Annotated in this window: 21 protein-coding genes and 1 tRNA gene; 21 read left to right on the forward strand and 1 reads right to left on the reverse strand. The window is 68.2% G+C overall.

Annotation, left to right across the window (positions count from 1 at the left end):
• Positions 1-77 precede the first annotated feature (77 nt).
• The 18 genes from B5F70_RS05905 (at position 78) to B5F70_RS05980 (ending at position 14,013) form a co-directional block, all read left to right on the forward strand.
• Entirely contained in the window at positions 78-683 is a 606-nt protein-coding gene (locus B5F70_RS05905; RefSeq protein ID WP_087204648.1) for a DUF1349 domain-containing protein, read from the forward strand.
• Between the two features lie 92 nt (positions 684-775).
• Positions 776-1,150, forward strand: coding sequence for a hypothetical protein (locus B5F70_RS05910; RefSeq protein WP_143753931.1), 375 nt, complete (start codon positions 776-778; stop codon positions 1,148-1,150).
• Positions 1,151-1,286: 136 nt separating this feature from the next.
• Positions 1,287-2,450 carry a ribosome small subunit-dependent GTPase A gene (gene rsgA, locus B5F70_RS05915; protein WP_087204650.1) on the forward strand — a complete coding sequence of 388 codons (1,164 nt, stop codon included), beginning with the start codon at positions 1,287-1,289 and terminating at the stop codon, positions 2,448-2,450.
• 179 nt (positions 2,451-2,629) lie between these two features.
• Positions 2,630-3,103: an IS200/IS605 family transposase gene (tnpA, locus tag B5F70_RS05920; protein ID WP_087204651.1), complete on the forward strand. Its 474-nt coding sequence runs from the start codon at positions 2,630-2,632 to the stop codon at positions 3,101-3,103.
• 363 nt (positions 3,104-3,466) lie between these two features.
• The gene (gene cpaB, locus B5F70_RS05925; RefSeq protein ID WP_087204652.1) at positions 3,467-4,207 is read left to right on the forward strand and encodes a Flp pilus assembly protein CpaB; all 741 of its coding nucleotides are present in this window, start codon (positions 3,467-3,469) and stop codon (positions 4,205-4,207) included.
• Positions 4,207-5,676: a P-loop NTPase gene (locus tag B5F70_RS05930; protein ID WP_087204653.1), complete on the forward strand. Its 1,470-nt coding sequence runs from the start codon at positions 4,207-4,209 to the stop codon at positions 5,674-5,676. Before cpaB ends, B5F70_RS05930 begins: the two co-directional genes overlap by 1 nt.
• Entirely contained in the window at positions 5,673-7,010 is a 1,338-nt protein-coding gene (locus B5F70_RS05935; protein WP_087204654.1) for a CpaF family protein, read from the forward strand. Before B5F70_RS05930 ends, B5F70_RS05935 begins: the two co-directional genes overlap by 4 nt.
• Complete coding sequence (locus B5F70_RS05940) at positions 6,983-7,933, forward strand: type II secretion system F family protein (RefSeq protein WP_087204655.1); 951 nt, start codon at positions 6,983-6,985, stop codon at positions 7,931-7,933. Before B5F70_RS05935 ends, B5F70_RS05940 begins: the two co-directional genes overlap by 28 nt.
• The gene (locus B5F70_RS05945; protein ID WP_087204656.1) at positions 7,933-8,568 is read left to right on the forward strand and encodes a type II secretion system F family protein; all 636 of its coding nucleotides are present in this window, start codon (positions 7,933-7,935) and stop codon (positions 8,566-8,568) included. The genes B5F70_RS05940 and B5F70_RS05945 overlap by 1 nt, the downstream gene beginning before the upstream one ends.
• Before the next feature lie 11 nt (positions 8,569-8,579).
• Positions 8,580-8,825: a hypothetical protein gene (locus B5F70_RS05950; protein ID WP_239463112.1), complete on the forward strand. Its 246-nt coding sequence runs from the start codon at positions 8,580-8,582 to the stop codon at positions 8,823-8,825.
• Entirely contained in the window at positions 8,789-9,379 is a 591-nt protein-coding gene (locus B5F70_RS05955; protein ID WP_143753932.1) for a hypothetical protein, read from the forward strand. The genes B5F70_RS05950 and B5F70_RS05955 overlap by 37 nt, the downstream gene beginning before the upstream one ends.
• A gap of 28 nt (positions 9,380-9,407) precedes the next feature.
• Positions 9,408-9,659 carry a hypothetical protein gene (locus B5F70_RS10845; RefSeq protein WP_241145919.1) on the forward strand — a complete coding sequence of 84 codons (252 nt, stop codon included), beginning with the start codon at positions 9,408-9,410 and terminating at the stop codon, positions 9,657-9,659.
• Positions 9,643-10,137: a TadE family protein gene (locus B5F70_RS10850; RefSeq protein ID WP_343283727.1), complete on the forward strand. Its 495-nt coding sequence runs from the start codon at positions 9,643-9,645 to the stop codon at positions 10,135-10,137. The genes B5F70_RS10845 and B5F70_RS10850 overlap by 17 nt, the downstream gene beginning before the upstream one ends.
• Positions 10,109-12,145 carry a hypothetical protein gene (locus B5F70_RS05965; protein ID WP_087204658.1) on the forward strand — a complete coding sequence of 679 codons (2,037 nt, stop codon included), beginning with the start codon at positions 10,109-10,111 and terminating at the stop codon, positions 12,143-12,145. Before B5F70_RS10850 ends, B5F70_RS05965 begins: the two co-directional genes overlap by 29 nt.
• Positions 12,142-12,603, forward strand: a complete 462-nt coding sequence (locus B5F70_RS05970; RefSeq protein ID WP_087204659.1) for a hypothetical protein — start codon at positions 12,142-12,144, stop codon at positions 12,601-12,603. Before B5F70_RS05965 ends, B5F70_RS05970 begins: the two co-directional genes overlap by 4 nt.
• 116 nt (positions 12,604-12,719) lie before the next feature.
• On the forward strand, positions 12,720-13,019 hold the full coding sequence (locus tag B5F70_RS05975; protein WP_241145920.1) for a DUF192 domain-containing protein: 300 nt from the start codon (positions 12,720-12,722) through the stop codon (positions 13,017-13,019).
• Positions 13,019-13,267, forward strand: a complete 249-nt coding sequence (locus B5F70_RS10620; protein WP_158094944.1) for a hypothetical protein — start codon at positions 13,019-13,021, stop codon at positions 13,265-13,267. The genes B5F70_RS05975 and B5F70_RS10620 overlap by 1 nt, the downstream gene beginning before the upstream one ends.
• On the forward strand, positions 13,264-14,013 hold the full coding sequence (locus B5F70_RS05980; protein WP_158094945.1) for an Abi family protein: 750 nt from the start codon (positions 13,264-13,266) through the stop codon (positions 14,011-14,013). The genes B5F70_RS10620 and B5F70_RS05980 overlap by 4 nt, the downstream gene beginning before the upstream one ends.
• Before the next feature lie 221 nt (positions 14,014-14,234).
• Here B5F70_RS05980 and B5F70_RS05985 read toward each other — a convergent pair.
• Positions 14,235-14,307, reverse strand: a tRNA-Phe gene (locus B5F70_RS05985).
• A gap of 164 nt (positions 14,308-14,471) precedes the next feature.
• Between B5F70_RS05985 and B5F70_RS05990 the strand changes: the two genes are divergently transcribed.
• The 3 genes from B5F70_RS05990 (at position 14,472) to metG (ending at position 18,242) form a co-directional block, all read left to right on the forward strand.
• On the forward strand, positions 14,472-15,536 hold the full coding sequence (locus B5F70_RS05990) for a cellulase family glycosylhydrolase (protein ID WP_087204661.1): 1,065 nt from the start codon (positions 14,472-14,474) through the stop codon (positions 15,534-15,536).
• Positions 15,537-15,572: 36 nt separating this feature from the next.
• On the forward strand, positions 15,573-16,490 hold the full coding sequence (gene rsmI / locus B5F70_RS05995) for a 16S rRNA (cytidine(1402)-2'-O)-methyltransferase (RefSeq protein WP_087204772.1): 918 nt from the start codon (positions 15,573-15,575) through the stop codon (positions 16,488-16,490).
• Positions 16,491-16,622: 132 nt separating this feature from the next.
• Positions 16,623-18,242, forward strand: a complete 1,620-nt coding sequence (gene metG, locus B5F70_RS06000; protein ID WP_087204662.1) for a methionine--tRNA ligase — start codon at positions 16,623-16,625, stop codon at positions 18,240-18,242.
• The last annotated feature ends 64 nt before the right edge of the window (positions 18,243-18,306 follow it).

Consider the following 18,306-nt stretch of genomic DNA (forward strand, 5'->3'; position numbering starts at 1 on the left):
CAGCATGTTTCTTTTCTCGACAATCAGAATCATACCGGGGCGGGCCGTGCCCTCCTTCCTATCTGGACGCTATTCCGCTGTCAAAGTGCGCAAGAAATTGTACGTTACCGCGCTCTTGGGAGGTTGCCGACGGCGAGCTTGCCATCACCACGGAGCCCGGGACCGACCTGTGGCAGCGCACCTACTATCACTTTCGCAACGACAACGCGCCGGTGCTGCAGCTCGAGGTTGCCGAGCGCTTTTTCTCGCTCGTCGTGCGCACGGATTTCTCCGGCGCGCACCATCGCTTCGACCAGTGTGGTGTCGCGCTCTACCTTGACGCCGAGAACTGGATCAAGGCGTCGGTTGAGTACGAGAACGAGGAGTACCAGCATCTGGGGAGCGTCGTTACCAACCACGGGTGGTCCGACTGGGCGACGACCGAGATCCCCGCGTCTACGCGGCAGATGTGGTATCGCCTGAGCCGCCGCGAAGGCGACTTCCGTATCGAGTGCTCCGGTGACGGCGCAAGTTGGCAGCAGATGCGCATCTGCCATCTGCACGAGGCTGCTGGCGTGGTGCGCGTGGGCGTGTATGCGGCATCGCCGGAAGACTCGTCGTTCACGGCGCGGTTCAGCGACATCTCGCTCGGCCCCTGCGCATGGGCGGCGCACGACGGCCAGGCGCCCGACGAGGACTGCTGAGACGGGCATCCGGGGAGAAGACGGGCAAGCGGCGTGCTGCCGGGCCGCGTGGCGGGGCGGACCGTGGAGGTGCGAAACGGGTGGCGAGCATCATGAGAGATGGGGAAGAGGAGCTGGCCGCACCCGATCTGTGGCTGACGGAGGACATGCTGGCGCCAGATGGCGAGCGTGAGCCGGGCGACGAAGGCACATGTGATGCGGGAGCACCTGACGAGCGCGCCCGCACGCCGTTTGAGCTGCCCGCGGCGGCGTATTCGTCGATGGAGCGCTACCGGGAGTTCGTCGACGGGTGTTTTGGCAGGCGGGGAGGGTTCAACCCGCAGGATCCCGTGCACTGTCAGCTTAGGATCATGCTGGTGAGCGGGGCGGTGATCTATACCCTTGCCGACGGCAGGGAGGTCGTCGTTCCGGCACCCGAGGTGCTCACGGCAGTGTTTCCCGGCAAGGACTTCTCGCCGCGGTCATAGCTGCGCAGTGCCATGCCGCAGCATGCCGTTGAAGCCCCGCGCGGGTGCAAGGCGGCAGATTGCCGGTTTTGGAGCCTCTTGGTTAGCCCAGACAAGACGCTGCTATAATCTCCGCAGGTAGCTTGCGGAGGTGTGCATGGCAAAGAAAGCTCGAAAGAAGACGGGTTCGCGCGCCGGCGCTCGGCGGCGCGCAGGGGCGGATGCGGCCCTGGATGCCGCGGCGATCGCATCGCTGCCCTCCGGCGCAGCCCTGGCCGATGCCCCGTCGTTCGACGACCTCCGTGTGGACGATGCGCAGCGCGCGGCCTTTGAGGCGTTTCGGGTGGGGAGCGAAGCCCCCGACGAGATGCACCTCGGGTTTGTGATCAGGCTCGACCGGGGGTTTCCCCTGGTGACGACGGCGGAGGCGACGTTTCGCGCCGAGCACGCCGTGGGTTTTGCCAAGCGCGACCGCGAGCGCGACGAGGGGCTGTTGCCCGCCATCGGCGACGCGGTGGCGGTTCGTCTCGCCCCAGGGCACGACATGGGCGTGATTGAGCGCGTGCTGCCACGGCGCAACGCCTTTGAGCGTTGGCGCGGCAAGAACCGCGGCGAGCGGCAGGTGCTCTGCGCCAACGTTGACCGCGTGCTCGTGGTGGCGGCGCTCGGTGCGGGCGAGGTGCTGCTCGACCGCATCGCGCGTTCCCTTGTGCTCGCGGCGGATTGCGGCGCGGCGGCGACCGTGGTGCTCACCAAGGCCGATCGCTGCACGCCGGACGAGCTCGAGCATGAGCTTGGGCGCGTGCGGCGGCTGGTGGGCTCGGGCGTTGACGTGGTGGTGACCTCGTCGGCAGAGGGCGAGGGCGTAGACGCGGTGCGCGAGCGTGTGCCGGCGGGGACGTGCGCCATGATTCTGGGAGAATCGGGTGCGGGTAAGTCCACCCTGCTCAACGCGTTGCTTGGGCATGAGGTGCTGGCCACGAGTGCCGTGCGCGAGCGCGACGACGCGGGCAGGCACACCACGGTTGCGCGCGTGATGGTCTCGCTCCCCGGTGGCGGGGTGGTTGCCGATGCGCCGGGTCTTAGGAGCTTGCCCCTGGTGGGGCATGAGCGCGGGCTGGCGCGCGTCTTTCCCGAGGTGGTGGAGGCGGCGCATGGCTGCCGCTTTAACGATTGCACGCATACGCATGAGCCGGGTTGCGCCGTGCGCGAGGCCGAGGCCGCGGGCGAGCTCGACTCGGTGCGGCTCGAGGCGTGCCTGACCTTGGCGCGGGCGATGCGCGTGAGCGCCCAGAGTCTCGATCCGGACGTAAAGCTGTAGCGGATACGCTGCCGGCGCCGTTGGGTGCCGGGGTGCTGTGCGGCGCGCGCAGCGCGTCGCGCAAAAACCCACCCGCTAGGCGGGCGGACAACGGCCTGCTTTACGAGACCACCCTCCCGCCGGACACTTGCGATTGTTCGGGCCGCAGGCAATCCGAGTCGGAAGGGCGGTGGTGGCGTATGGCCCAGAAGGCCTGCAGCCTGTCGCACACGAAGTGGCCGTGCAGGTACCGCATCGTGTTCACGCCGAAGTATAGAAGGAAAGTCATCTACAACCAAACCAGGTCCGACCTGGGGGAGATATTCAGGAAGCTCTGCCAGTACAAGGGGATCGAGATCATCGAGGGGCACCTGATGCCCGACCACGCGCACATGCTGCTGGCGATACCGCCGAAGTGCAGCGTCGCGAGCGTGATGGGCTACCTGAAGGGGAAAAGCCCGCTGATGACATTCGACCGGCACGCGAACATGAAGTGCAAGTTCGGCAACAGGAAGTTCTGGTCGGCGGGTTACTACGTGTCGACCGTCGGGCTGAACGAGGCGACGGCCGCGAAGTGCATACGCGAGCAGGAGAAGGCGGACATCGCGCTGGACCGGCTGAGCGTCAAGGAGCACGGGGACCCGTTCTCGAGGGGTCCCAAGAAGAGGGGCTAGCGCCGGTTTGACCGGCTGGCCGCGAGTCAAGATGCCGTGCGGCCTGAACAGCGTGAAGGCCGGCGCCTTTAGACGCGGGCCGGCATTCCGAGGGTTATACCCTAAGAGCAAACCACCCCTTTTAGGGGTGGTTCTGATTGCGCACCGCAATTGAACTGCTTCACTTTTTATCCAACCGGTTTTGGGCGACTTTCCCGCTGAATCTGTCGCAAACCTGACCGGCGTGTCAGATCTGCGCACAGCGATTGGTTGGATGCCGCACCGACTTTCTGAGATTGTGCCCAAGAGCACGCACATCCGCTCTGAGAATGAAGCCAGGGGAGCCGGACGGAGGCTCGGGTGCGGGAAAGGCGGGTGCGAAGCGTGAGACGAACCACCAAATTGCTGCTGAGCGTTGCTTCGGGAGTGCTCGCTTGCGTCGTGGCCCTCTGGTACGGCTCCTCGGTGCGCGCGGAAGCGGAGCAGATGCGGCAGGAGGCCCTCGCGGCTTACGGGGGCGATCTGGTGAGCGTGTGCGTCGCGACGCGCGACGTCGATGCCGGCGAGGTGTTGAGCGAGGCGAATGTTCATGTCGAGGAGTGGGTGGCGAGTCTGCTTCCGGAAGATGCGGAAACCTCGCTCGACAACCTCGTCGGCGAGCGCGCGACATCGGCTATCCCGGCCCGTGCGGTTATCAGCCCCGTTTATCTCGAGCGGGGCGACGGCGCCATCGAGGTGCCGGCGGGCACGGTGGCGGTTTCTGTCGCGGTGGACGAGGAGCATGCCGTGGGCGGCGCCTTGGCCGCGGGCGATGCGGTGGACGTGTACGTCTCCACCAACGGCGTCGCGGACCGCCTGTGCCGGGCGACGGTTATCGCGACGAGCGCCGAGGGCAGCGAGGCGGGTGGGGCGGCGATCAGCTGGGCCACGCTCGCCGTCGAGCCGGAGCGCGTGAGCGAGGTTCTTGCAGCGACGGCGCGCGGCTCGGTGAGTCTGACGCTGCCCGATGCGAAGCTGCCCGACGAGACGGATGCGGCGCCCGACGAGAGCGTCCCGGCGTCGGATGACGAGGCAGTGGAGGACGGCGGGGCGGCCGCTCCAGCCGATGAGGAAGGGGCTTCCTGATGGAAACGATTTGGCTTGCCTGCTGTGCGTGCGAGGCCTACCCCCAGATTCAGCGCGAGATCGCGGCGCGCTCTCCTCAGGCGAAGATCATGCGGGTCGACGGCGCCGCGTCGCTCGCGACGGTGGTCTTGGCGTTCGCGCAGGCGGAAACAGAGGTCGGCGTGGCGGTTGCGGCATCGGGCGCGCGGGTGCTGGAGGCACTTGAGGCACTGCCCCGGGATACACCGGTGTGCCAGGTCATCGCGCTTTGCCCCGAGACGGACGCCGCGCTCGCCGCGCGGTTGTTCCAGGCGGGTGCAACCGAGGTCATCGCGGGAGCGAGGGCGCTTCCAGACGATAGCGAGGAAGAGGAACGTGCGGAGACGGAGCGCGTCGCAGGCGCGCCCGCGCGGCCGCGCGCCTGCGATGAGGAAGCGTTCGGGGCGCCCCATGGTGACATGCGGATGGCTTCTCCTCCGGAGGAGGCCGTCGCGGAGGCGGTGCCCCGGGCGCTGGCCGGTGCGGGTTCCTTTGCGGATGATTTGGACGAACCGGAGCGGACGGGGGTTGCCGAGCCGGTTGTCGCCGAGGTGATACCCCGCCGGGGGCACGCGACCCGTTGCGAGGATGTTCCCTCCACGGAGGAGAGCGCTCCTGCGGCGCCGTTGGTGACGCTCATCTCGGGGCGCGGCGGATGCGGCAAGACCACGCTGGCGGGCGCGATGGCGCTCAGGGCCAGTGCGCGGGGCCTGCGGTGCGCGCTCATCGATCTCGACCTCATGTTTGGCAACCTCTACGCGCTCTTGGGGGTTGAGGAGCCCCGCGATGCAGCGCCGCTGGCAGCCGCTGTCTCCCTGGGGGCCCTGACCGAGGGCGAGCTGGTGCGCGCCTCCATGCGGGTGGGGCCCGGCCTCACGCTCTGGGGTCCCGTGCAGGCGCCCGAGCAGGCGGAGCTTATGGGGCCCGTGGTAGACGAGCTCATACCCCTGCTGCGCCGAGAGGCAGACCTCATCATCGTGGACACGTCGGTCACGTGGACCGATGCCGTGGCGGCGTCGGTTGCCGCCTGCGACCGGTGCCTGGTGGTGGGCGACGACAGGGTGGGTGCGACGGCGGCCGCCGAGCGCGCGATCGATCTGGCGGCACGCATCGGCGTCTCCCGCACCAAGATGGTGAGCGTCTTCAACCGGTGCTCGTCGCGCGAGGGCGCCGAGGATGCCGCCGCGCGCTTCGAGTTTACGACGGCGCTCGGCATGAAGGCGCGTATCGACGAAGGGGGTTCGGATTTGCCGGGGCTCGCAGCGGTCGGACGGCTCGACCGGGTGCTCGCTCAGCCCGGGGCGTTTCAGGCGAGCGTGTGCGCCCTCACCGACACCCTGCTCGGCGAGCTCGGCTGCGTCGGCGCGGCGGACGATGCGCCGGCCGCTCCCGCCGAGCCGCGCGTGCGCATCCGCCTTCCCTGGAAGCGGGGAGGGGGATGGGAGCCATGAGCGTGCGGGAACGTATGCGCCGCGCGGCAGAGGGCTCGCCGCGCCAGGCGGGTCGATCTCAGGCGGTGGTGCAGCGCCGTGCGCTCGTGAGCGCTGTCAAGCGCGACGCCATCGCCCGCGTGGGCTTTGACGAGATGGTGCGCATCGTGGGCGGCGACGAGCCCGAGCGCTCGCGAGCCGAGCTGCGCCCCGCCGTCGAGGCGATGGTGAACGCGCAGGGCCTCTTCGAGTTCGACCGCGCTCTGCGCGGGCGGGTTATAGAGGGCGTCATCGACGATATCGTCGGGTTGGGTCCGCTCCAGCCCCTGCTCGACGACGATACGGTGAGCGAGATCATGGTCAACGGGTGCCGTTCCGCCTTCTTCGAGCGCCGCGGTGTGCTGTACCCCATGGAGAGCCTGTTTGAGAGCGACGAGCAGATCCGCATCCTTATCGACCGCATCGTCGCTCCGCTCGGGCGCCGCCTCGACGAGCGGAGTCCGCTCGTGAACGCGCGCCTCAAGAGCGGGTATCGCGTCAACGCGGTTATTCCGCCCATCGCCCTCGACGGCCCGATTCTCACCATCAGGAAGTTCTCCGATCGCATCACATCGCTTCGCGAACTCGTGCGCCTGGGCTCGCTTCCGGAGTGGTATGCCTGCCTGCTCTCGTGCGCGGTGTCGCTCAGGCAGGATCTTGCCGTGGTGGGGGGCACCGGTTCGGGTAAGACGACGCTTCTCAACGCGCTGTCGAGCGAGATTCCCACAGGGGAGCGCATCATCACCATCGAGGACGCAGCCGAGCTCAAGTTCTCGCGGCACCCCCATGTGGTGCGTCTCGAGGCGCGCGAGGCATCGATCGAGGGCGAGGGCGCGGTCACCATCCGCGACCTGGTGGCCAACGCGCTGCGCATGCGGCCCGACCGTATCGTGGTTGGCGAGGTGCGCGGCGGCGAGGCGATCGACATGCTGAGCGCCATGCAGACGGGTCACGACGGCTCGCTCACCACGCTGCACGCGGGGAGCGAAGAGGAGGCGGTGGTGCGCCTGACGCTTTTGGCACGCTACGGCATCAACCTGCCGTCGGAGCTCATCGAGGAGCAGATCGCCCTTGCGCTCGACGGCATCGTCATGTCCGAGCGCCGCCCCGATGGCCGCCGGTTCGTATCGACCTATTCGGGCGTGTCACGCGCACCCGGCGGGGGCGTCGCGCTCGAGCGCTACGTCTCCTTCGACCGTGCCACGGCGACATGGCGCCTTGAGCGCGAGCCGCCGTTTATCGCGCGGGCACTCGAGGCGGGCACGCTGAGCGAGGAGGAGGTGGCGCAATGGAGGAGCTCATGCCCTGGGGAGTAGGGGCGCTGACCGCCGTCTCCGTGCGCGCTGCACTCGACATCGCCTCGCCCGCAGGCTCCCGCCGCGGTGAGGGGAGGGTGCACTCCGACGTGCTGCGTCTGCGCGCGCTTGCGCTCGCCCGGCGCCTGGGCGGATGGGTGCACGTGCCGGCGCGGGTCGAGCGGGTGGTGGACGCGTGGGCCGCTGAGGCCGCGCATCTGGCGGCGCCGCTTGTAGGGCCGGCCGCGCGCGAGCGCACCGCTGCGCGCGGAACGCTCTACCTGCAGGTGGCCGCGGGGGCGCTTCTGGGCTTTGTCGTCGCGCTCTCGCCCTGGGGTCTTCTGGTGGGGGCGGTTGCCCCCGCGGCGGTCTGCGCCTCCCGCGCGGCGCGCCGTGCGCGCGAGACTGCCCGGCGCGTCGAGGCGGCCATGCCCGAGGCCTTCCAAGCGCTCGCCATCTCGCTGGGGTCGGGGCATTCTCTGGCGCAGGCGCTGCGCTTCGTGGGGGCGCACGCCGAGGAGCCTCTTCGGTCGGCGTTTCTCGAGGCCTCGCTCGAGATCACGTGCGGCGTGCCCGCGCATGAGGCCCTGCAGGAGCTGCTGCGCCGCCTGCCGGCGCCGGGGCTCGGCCTCGTGACGACGGCGCTCGCGGTCTCGCAGCGCACGGGCGCCCCCTTGCGCGATCTGCTCGGCCGTGCCGCCGGCATGGTGGGGGAGCGCATTGAGCTTGCGCGCCGGTTGGAGGTCAAGACCGCGCAGGCACGTCTCTCGGCACGGCTCGTGACGGCGATGCCCGTGGTGCTCATGGGCGCCCTGACGCTGCTCTCGCCGGATTTCCGGGCGGGCATCGCGTCTGTCGCCGGGGCGCTTTCCGTGGTGGTCGCGCTGGCGCTCGATGCCGTCGCGTGGCTCATCATCCGCAAGATCATGGAGGTGAAGGTGTGATGGCAGGGCTGTTGTGGGGAGCCGCGGCGGTGGGCGCGGGCACCTCGGCCGCTGTGGGGGCATGGCTGTCGTGGCGGGCGGACGAGCTGCGGTGGCTGGGCCATCGCGTCCGCGACGAGCTCCGTGTGCTCGGGGCGCTGCTCGAGCGCACGGCACATCGTCTGGCGCGCCCCCAAGACCCCGATGATGCCCGGGTGTCCCTCTCAGAGGTCTCCGAGATGATCGATGTTGTCAATCTGGGGCTCTCCGCGGGGCTCTCGTTCGATGCGGCGCTCGAGCTCTACGGCGCTTCGCGGCACACCCCGCTTGCCAGGGAGATGATGCGCGCGCTTTTGCTGTGGCGCATCGGGGCGGGGACGCGCGAGGAGGAGCTGACGGCGGTTGCGCGCCGCGTTCATATGAAGGTGCTGGAATCGTTTGCCGTGGCCGTCTCAGAGGCCATCGCGCTCGGCGCGCCCCTGGCGGAGACGCTCGCCGCCCAAGGGCGCGAGATTCGCGCGGCGCATCGTGCGGAGATCGAGCGCGCTATCGAGCAGGCGCCGGTAAAGCTCCTGATACCTACCGGCACGCTTATCCTGCCGGCGCTGCTGCTGTCCATATTGGGGCCGTTCGTCGCGGCGAGCGGCATGTGGTGAGGAGGTCAACCATGGGAAGAGGATCTATGTATGTCGGTCGATATCTTGAGGGCTGGGCGCAGCGCTTCCGTACGGGGGTGGCGCGCGTCCGGGAAGATGCGTGTCGGCTCGCGCGGGAGGAGAGCGCACAGGGGACCACAGAGTACGCCATCCTCGTCGGCGTGCTCGTCGTGATCGCCATCATCGCCATCGTCGCCTTCCGCGACCGCGTGAGCGAGCTGTGGCAGGCGATCTCGGACGGCATCAACAGCTTGTGAGGCGCTGCCGGCGTCTGGCCCGTCTGCTGCTGCCCGCAACGATCACCCTGGCCCTGATGGGTGCAACGGCGCTCGCCATGAGAGGGGGCGGCGCTGGGCCGCGCCCCTCTGCCGCCGGGGGAGAGGGGGATGCGCCGGCGGCTGAATATCCCGATGGGACAAGGGGACAGGGGATTCCGCTGGTAGAGGGGGGAGCCGACGAGTCGGCTGCGGACGAGCAAGAGGAGGATGCCACGGGCGGAGCGTCGCTCGACACGTTTGACGATGCGCTCGAGAGGGGGCGCGCGGCAGGAGAGAATCCAGCGACGGTGTCTTGGGAGGAGGACCGGGATCTCGTCGGCGCCGCCTCCGCCCTCCTCGACGCCTATCGGGCTCAGGGCTTGAGCGAGCTTGCGACCAGCGGATACGTCGACCTTGCGGGCGATGTCTGGGGCGCTCTGCTCGTCGATGCGCGGGGATGGGTCGACATGGTGACGGTGACGGGCGCCGCCGATGACGCGACCGCCCGGGTGCAGGTGGTCCGCTTCTGGGCGGAGGACGATGCCGCCTCGTAGAGGACGGGGAGATGATGGAGGTGCAGGGATGGTTGCGGCAGCCGGGGGCGCACGCGCGCGGCGCGTGCCGGGCGGCGGCGCCCTGGAGGCGCTCTGGGGCGAGGAGCGCGCTCAGGGGACGGTGGAGTACGCGGTGGTCACGGTGGCGCTTCTCGCCATCGTGGTGGCGCTCGCCCTTCTCTGGCGCGCGGGAGAGGAGGGGGCCTTGGTGGGGCTTGCGCAAGACGCGGCGTCTCACCAGCTGGACGGTACGGGGGCGCTGGATATCGCCCTGTACTGAGGCCGCGGGGGAGACACGGGCCCAAGCGACGGTCGAGGCCGCGTTTCTGCTCCCCGTGTTCCTCACGGTGCTGCTTTTGGCTCTGCAGCCGGTGTGTCTTCTGTACACGCGGGCGGTGATGGAGGGCGCCGCGGGGCAGACGGCGCGCCTCATGATCACGAGCGAGCAACCGGATGCGGCGGGTTACCGCGCCTTTGCGCTGCGACGGCTCGCCGCCGTGCCCGATGTCGCGATCTTTCACGCGGGAGGCCCGCTCGCCTGGGACATCACCTGCGAGGCGGCCGCGGCGGGCGCAGGGTCGGTGCGCGTGACGGTGACCGGTGCGGTGGAGCCGCTGCCGGTGCTCGGCGCCTTCGCGGGCCTTTGGGGGACGCGCAACGCCCAGGGGGACATCGAGCTTGCGGTCGAGGTCGCGTACGAGGGGAGGCCGTCATGGTTGGAGGGGGATTATGAGACGTGGACGGCGGTTTGGGATTGACTGCTTTCTCGAGGAGGGGGCCTATACCACCTTGGCGTCTGCCGTGGCGCTGCTCGTGGTGCTGACCCTCCTGTTTTCTTCGGTGACGGCGATATGGAGCGCCGCCCGGTCCGGAGAGGTTCAGGCGAGCGCCGATGCCACGGCGCTCGCGGGGTCGAACGTGGTGGCGTCGTATCGCACGGCGGCTACGGTGGTAGATGCGGCGGTGCTGAGCATGGGGCTCGCAGGTCTCTGCATGACGGGGGCGGGGCTCGTGGCGACCCTCATCCCCGGCGCCCAGGCCGCTGCGGCGGAAACCGTGGAGGCGGGAATCCGAATGCTCGACCTCAGGAACGATCTTGCCGCGTCCGCGTCTGAGGGCCTCTCGCGGCTCGAGGGCGCCCTGCCCTACTTGGTCGCCGCCAACGGCGCGAGGGTCTGCGCCGCCCAGGGCACGGAGGAGATTGCCTACACCGGGACGGCTCTCGCCGCGCCGCGCGATTCCGCATCGCGCTTCCCCGCCCTGGAGGGGGAGGGCATTCCCACCGAGGAGCTGACGGCCACGGCGGACGAGCTCGATGAGGCGGCGCGCGCCCTTTCTGCCGCGGCGGAGCAGGCGGAGGATGCCAAGCGCGCGGCGTGGCTTGCCGATTGCGGGAGCGAGGGGGCGAACATGCAGGAGCGCGCCGGGCGCCTCTCTGGCCTGACCGCGGCGGAGAACCCCGACTTCGCCTCGAGCATCACCTGGGAGCCACAGGTGGCGCTCGACCGGGCGCGCGCCTATTATCGTTGGCGCCTCGCCCACAACGCGCCGGAAGGACCGGGAGTCGAGGCTGCCGCCGACGCTGCCGCACGCGATGCGTTCTACGCCTATGCCCTGCAGGAGCTGGAGGGGGCGCGCATCGAGGAGGTGGACGGACGCATGGTGTCGACCTTGGAACTGCTCCCCCGCAACACCGATGAGGTGCGGGGCACGGCGCTGTATTCCGATGCGCGCTGGCCCTCTACGGTCGAGGCCGAAGGTCTCACTCTGCACTACGGGAGCGGTTGCCCGGGTGCGACCGGGGCGGCGGGGCCGCTGCTCGCCCTCGCGGCGACGGAGAGCGGCGCGGCGCGCGAGTGCCCGGTGTGCCGTTTTGGCGTTGGGGATGTGGGCAAGACCCCCGCTGCATCCACCTCGATCGACAGCGGGTTCGAATACCACCTGCGGGCGTTCACCCAGGCACTTGACGAATACGTTGTCCGCAGGAACGAGGAGCTTGCCCTGGAGGGGGCGGCGCGAGAGGCGGCGGACGCCTCGGCCGGCGCCTTCGAGGAGGCGTTGGGCACCTTGGCGGGAAAGAGACCGCGTATCGCCCCGCCGGGACGCTACGGGTGCATCGGCGTCGCGGTGACCGGAGAGAGCGCCACGCCGGAGGAGCTCTCGCAGGCGTTTGCGCCGGGGTCGGTTCTCGCCGCGCGCGGGGCGCTCTCCGCATCGGCGCTCGCGCCCGAGGCGGCGACGTCATCGCACAACGTGCTGTCCGAGTTCTTTGCCCGCGTCTCCGAGGAGACGGGAGGCGGCGCTATAGGGCTCGTGGACGATGTGATGGGGCTCTGGGGCAGCCTGCTGATGTCCTACGGCGAGGCGGCGGGCGGTCTTGCCTCGGCATTCGACGGGATGACAGAGGGGCTCTCATCGCTGGGGATGGGACCGGTGGCGTCATGGCTGAACGACCGTATCGACGGCGCCGCGTCGGCGCTCGATTTGGAGCCGGTCGACCTGTCGCTGGTAAAGCCGGTGCTCACCGACACCTCTCATGTGATCGCGCGCTCCGGCATGAGCGGGCTCGCCGACGCGCAGGAGCTGATGCGCTCGCTTCCCGTCGGAGCGACCGACCCCGAGGCGCTGCTCGCGGCGCTGGGATACGGGGCGGTCGAGACCATCGACGAGCTCACCTTCACCTTGGCAGAGATCCCGCTCCCCGGCGGGGGCTCCCTGCCGTTGACGATCCGGTTGCGCGACCTGGTGAGAGGAGGGGCGTCATGAGGGGCATCGTATGCGAGGGGCGCGCCCAGGCAACCGTCGAGATGGCGGTCGTCTTGCCGGTGCTCCTCGTGGTGGCGCTCATCGTCTACAACCTGATGCAGTTTGCGGCGGCGACGGCGCGCTTCGACCACATCGTTGCCGACATCGTGATGGCGGAGGCTGTCTCGCCGGCGGGCGGGGAGGCAACGGCCGATACGGTGGAGAACGTGAGGAGCGCGCTCGCCCGCGCGATGGAGGGATATGGGGTCGAAGTCGCCGTCGCGTGCGAGCAGGGCGAGGGCGAGGCATCGACGGTGCTCTCGCTCATCGGCGCGCTGCACACCTATCGCTGCACGATGCGCTTCACCGTGTGGCCCGGTCCCCTGAGCATCGCAGGGGTGTCCTTGGGCGCGCCGGCGGAGCTCGTGCATGAGCGCAGCGTGACGATCGACCCGTGGCGGTCGGGGGTGGTGGTATGAGAGGCAGGTGCAAGAAGATGCGCGTAACGGTTCCGTGGCGCAGGGGCGGGGCCCGGCGGGGTCTCGACCCGTATGGTTTTCGACGAGCGGCGCGGGCGTTGGGATGGGACTGCCGCGTGCTCCTCATTGCCGAGCGCTTTGGACAGCGGCTGCGCGGCATGATGGGGCGCGACGCTCGCGCTGCCGTGCGCTCCGGGCTTGTTATGGGCTTTCCCCGTTGCTCTGCGGTGCACACCATCGGTATGGGCTGCGCGCTCGACATCGCGTTTCTCGATGCGACGGGCGGGGTCCTCACCGTTTACGAAGGTGTGGCGCCGGGGCGGTTTGTGCGCTGCGCCGACGCTTGCGCCGTGATGGAGCGCGTGTCGGGCACCGAACCCTTCGGCTATTGGGCGTTGGGTGGAATTGTTTGCTGATGGATAGTGTCGAGAAGTACACAGTATGGAGCATTGACGACGGCGCGCGTGACGCGGTTTCCATCAAGCTGATAACGACTCCTGAGCAGCAGGTTGAGCTGCTCAAGGGCAAGGGCGTCACATTCGAGCGCTGTGCGGAGGACCGTGCGCTTGACATTCTTACGAGCGGCGAGACTTATTTGCATCTCTCCGCTTATCGGTGCTTTTCCAGCGCCATGAGGACGGCTCCCATGCTGGGAAGTTCGTGAACCTCGACTTCGGGGACCTCCTGGACGTGAGCTGTCTCGACGACGCACTCCGTGAGACGTTTCGCCTCCTGGCGAAAGATGTTGAGCGCACGATCAGGGCGCGGCTCGTGTCCGAGGCCGCCGGACGCGGGGAGGACGGTTATGGAATCGTCGCCGACTTCGCATCCTCCCTGCCGCGTCGTTTTCGCGAGGGACTGAGGCGCGAACTCATATCGCGCTCCCAAGCGGATGAGTACGCGGGGTCGCTGATAGATCACTACCGGGACGCCATGCCCGTGTGGGTCCTACTGGAAGTGGTGCCGTTTGGGACGCTGCTTGCCTTTTACCTTTTCTGCGTCGAGCGCTGGGACGAGGAGAGTCGGCGGGAGATTCACTATGCCCTGAAGGATGTGAAGGCCGTCCGCAACTGCGCGAGCCACGCGGGCTGTCTCTGCAACGGCTTCCTGCCCGACCGCGAGACGAGGCACGCCACCTCCGGGGTCGTGTTCGAGTGGCTGAACGCCCATGGGATCCGCAACAGCAAGGGTCGCCGCGCTAAGCTGCGCAACCGTCGCACGCAGCAGCTCGTGACCACCGTCGCCCTGCACGACACGCTCGCAGGCGATAATGCCGCCCCGGCGGCACTCGACGCGGTCGCCGGCCTCCGCCCTCTGATGGATGAGGCGATGTCGCGCTATGGAACGCAGAACCCTCTCGTGTCGCATCTTGTGTTTCTCGCGAGGGTTCTTGATGCGGCGCGGCACTGATGTCATGATGTGCACAGATGCAAAAACCTTCGAGGTTTTGTAAGGGCCGGTCCTTTCGGGGACTGGCTCTAGTTGTTTATAGGTCCTAAGCGGGCTGAAGAAACGGGCTCTAGCCCCGACGGCGCGTGAGGTACGCCGCGGGCGATGTGTTTTCGGATGTCTACATGGAAGCTGAAAACAAAAGGTCCGTAGGTAAACCTACGGACCTAGCAGTCAAAGGGTGGTCAGAGAGGGAGTCGAACCCCCGACACGAGGATTTTCAGTCCTCTGCTCTACCAACTGAGCTATCTGACCGGGTCTGTCTCAAGGACAGCTTGTTAAATATACCAAAATCTCTTAGGGGGTCAAGAGGAAATTGGCATTTTCTTTCGCATGGAGCGTTTACCGGGGCGGGCGAGGGGTATCGGCTATACTCAGGTGCACGGTAGCGTCAGTTGCGCAATGAGGATGGAGCGAGCATGGCGGAGCGAATTCGTGGCGTCAACCTTTCCGGATGGTTTATCCCCGAGCCGTGGGTCACGCCCTCCCTGTTTGCCGCAACGGGTGCCTCAAACGCCTCGGAGCTGCAGGCGGCCCTCGGTGCGACCGCCTATAACGAGCGCATCCGTCAGCATCTCGAGACCTTTATCACCGAGGCGGACTTCCGCCGCATCGCCGCCATCGGTCTTAACGCCGTGCGGTTGCCGGTTCCCTGGTACGCCTTCGGCTCGCAGGGCGAGTCCGAGGTCTACATCCCCTTGGTCGACTATATCGACCGCGCCTTCGAGTGGGCGGAGAAGTACGGCATGGGGGTGCTGCTCGATCTTGCCACCGTCCCCGGCGGCCAGGGGGATTCGAACGCCTCTCCGAGTACGCCCGAATCCACGGCGGCTTGGCACTCCTCGACCAACGGGCGCCACATCGCTCTGAATGTGCTCGAGCGCCTCTCCAGCCGCTACGGCGACAGGGCGGGGCTTCTCGGTCTCGAACTGCTCGATTCCCCCGTCATGAGCCGCCGCGTGAACCTGTTTACCACCACCGACGGCATCCCCCGTCATTACCTGCGCAACTTCTATCGCGATGCGTACGAGCTCGTGCGCACCCATATGCCCGAGGACAAGCTCGTGGTCTTTTCCGCCTCGGGCGACCCGGGCGCGTGGAAGCGCTTCATGAGCGGTGACAAGTACCAGAACGTCGTTATGGATGTGCATCTTTACCACTACCGCGACGAGACGGCCCAGGACATCACGAGCCCGCGCGGCCTTTCGGCGGCGATCGCGCGCAACCGTCGCCTCATCAAGGAGGCGCGCGATGCGGGCTTCCCCGTGATCGTGGGGGAGTGGTCGGGTGCGGCGGTGTTCGCAAACGCCTCCACCACGCCCGAGGGGCATGCCGCGTACGCCCGCGTCTTCATCTCAAACCAGCTCGCCTCGTTTGCGGACGCCCGCGGCTGGTTCTTCCAGACGTGGAAGACCGAGAAGCGCATCGTCGCTTGGGATGCCCGCGTGGCACTCGGCTCGCTCGAGCGCGCGATGCTCGACTAGAGGACGGCGCCGGTGTTGTCGGAGCGTGAGGGCGGTATGGCCGCAGGCAAGCTGTATGTGGTGGGCACGCCCATCGGCAACAGGGGCGATCTATCGCCGCGCGCGCGGGAGACGTTTGCCGCGGCGGACGCCGTGCTCTGCGAGGACACGCGGGTGACGGGCAAGCTTCTGGCGTATGCCGGGGTGCGCAAGCCGCTCGTGCGCTGCGATGAGAACGTCATCGCGCAGCGGGCGCAGGGGCTCGTCGAGCGGATGCGCGCCGGCGAGGTCTTCGCCTTCGCGTCCGATGCGGGCATGCCCGGGGTCTCCGATCCGGGTCAGGTGCTCGTCGACGCCGCGCGGGCGGCAGATGTCGCCGTCGAGGTCATCCCGGGCCCCACCGCCTGCATCACGGCGCTCGTGAGCTCGGGCATCGCCTGCGACCATTTCTTCTTCGAGGGCTTTTTGCCGCGCAAGGCGCCGGCGCGGGCGCGCCGTCTGGCGGAGCTCGCTCCGGTGCCGGGGGCGCTTCTGCTGTACGAATCGCCGCATCGGGTGGGCGACACGCTCGACGCCCTGGCCGAGGCTTATCCCGCGCGCGAGGTGGCACTCTGTCGCGAGCTCACCAAGCTGCACGAGGAGGTCCTGCGCGCCCCGGCGCCGGAGCTTGCGCGGACGGTGCGCGAGCGGGGCGAGCTCAAGGGCGAGATGGTCGTTGTGGTCGCACCTCCCGATGAGGAGGAGCTCGCGCGCCGCTGCGCCCCGTGGGCCCAGGCTGAGGGCGGCGAGGGGGACGCGGGGACAGATCCGGACGCGGCGCTCGCCGCGGCGATCAGGCGGGCGCTGGCAGAGGGCGAGGCGGCGTCCTCCGCAGCCAAGCGGCTCTCACAGCGCTTCTCGCGCAAGCGGCGCGACGTGTACGCTCTCATCCTCGCGATGGCAGAGGAGGCCGAGGCGGGGGCTGGCCAAGCGTAAACGACGGAAGCACCGGCGCGGGGAGACATCGTAGAGGCGCATGTCGCCGGCGGTGTGCGGGCCGTTTGCGGTAGAATTGCTCCTTAGTCAAAGGTCGTCCGGCCCTGCGCCGCATCGGAAAGGAACCGCGGTATGGAGCACACCAAGCCGTCGTATTACATAACCACGCCCATCTATTACGTGAACGCCCGCCCGCACCTGGGCACGGCCTACTGCACGATCATGGCCGACGTCGAGGCCCGCTTCCAGCGCGCCTGCGGCCGTGACGTCAAGTTCCTGACCGGTATGGACGAGCACGGCGAGAAGGTGGCTGAGGCCGCCGAGAAGAACGGCTTCGCCTCGCCGCAGGCCTGGTGCGACTCCATGGAGCCGGCGTTTCGCGATCTGTGGCAGACGCTCAACATCTCCAACGACGACTTCATCCGCACCACGCAGCCGCGCCATATCGCCGGCGTGCAGAAGTTTCTGCAGGTTCTGCTCGACCGCGGCTACATCTACAAGGACGCCTACGATGGCTGGTACTGCCGTCCGGACGAGACGTACTTCACCGAGACGCAGGTGCGCCATCACGAGGAGGCGCGCCGCGCCGCCGGGGAGGAGCCGGCCGATCCCGAGCACCCGCTCTGCCCGGACTGCGACCGTCCGCTCGAGCGCATCCAGGAGGAGAGCTGGTTCTTCAAGCTCTCTGCCTTTGAGCAGCCGCTGCTCGATTTCTACGAGGCGAACCCCGGCTTCATCCAGCCCGAGACGCGCAAGAACGAGGTCGTCTCGTTTGTGAAGGGCGGCCTCAAGGACCTCTCGATCAGCCGCTCGACCTTCGATTGGGGCGTACCGTTCCCGTTTGACGAGAAGCACGTCGCCTATGTGTGGGTCGATGCCCTCATCAACTACCTCACCGCGCTCGGGTACGGCTCGGACGACGAGTCCGAGTTTAGCTACCGCTGGCCCGCTCAGGTGCACGTCGTGGGCAAGGACATCATCCGCTTCCACTGCGTCATCTGGCCGGCGCTCCTCATGGCGGCGGGTCTCCCGCTGCCGGAGAAGGTCTTCGTGCACGGTTTTCTCACCGTGCGCAACGAGGAGACCGGCAAGGTCGAGAAGATGAGCAAGAGCCGCGGCAACGCCATCGCGCCCGAGGAGGTGCTCGAGCTTCTCGGCGTCGACGCCTACCGGTACTACTTCATGAGCGACGTCGTGCACGGTACCGACGCGCCCATCAGCTGGGGCCGCATGCGCCAGGTGTACAACGCCGATTTGGCCAACAGCTGGGGGAACCTCGTCTCGCGCACTCTCAACATGAGTGCGAAGTATTTCGACGGCTGCGCGCCGGAGCGCCCCGCCTCGTGGAGCGAGCCCTCGGCGCTGCGCGATGCGTGCGACGGCATTTTTGAGCGCTACGCCGCGTGCATGCAGACGATGGACTACAGCGGGGCCGCCGCCGAGGTGCTCGCCATCGTGTCTGCTGCGAACCACTATATCGAGGACATGGCGCCCTGGGCGCTCGCCAAGGACCCGGAGAAGGCCGACGAGCTCGCGCTTGTCATCTGGAACCTGCTGGAGGTCATCCGTATCGCCGCCGAGCTCTACGATCCCTTTATGCCGAGCATCTCGGCCGAGGTGCGCCGCCGCCTGTCGCTCGACCCCGCGCCCACCCGCGATCTTGAGGCCGCGTGCCGCTGGGGCGGCCTTGCAGGCGGCGCGCCCGTCGAGAAGGGCGACCCGCTGTTCCCGCGTCTGGTGGACGAGAAGTAGTCCCCTTAGCGCAATCGCGCTCTCACCGGCCGGCGCCTTGGGGTGCATGCTTGTCTTACGTGCG

This window comes from Collinsella sp. An268 (assembly GCF_002159765.1).
Classification (GTDB): Bacteria; Actinomycetota; Coriobacteriia; order Coriobacteriales; family Coriobacteriaceae; genus Coprousia.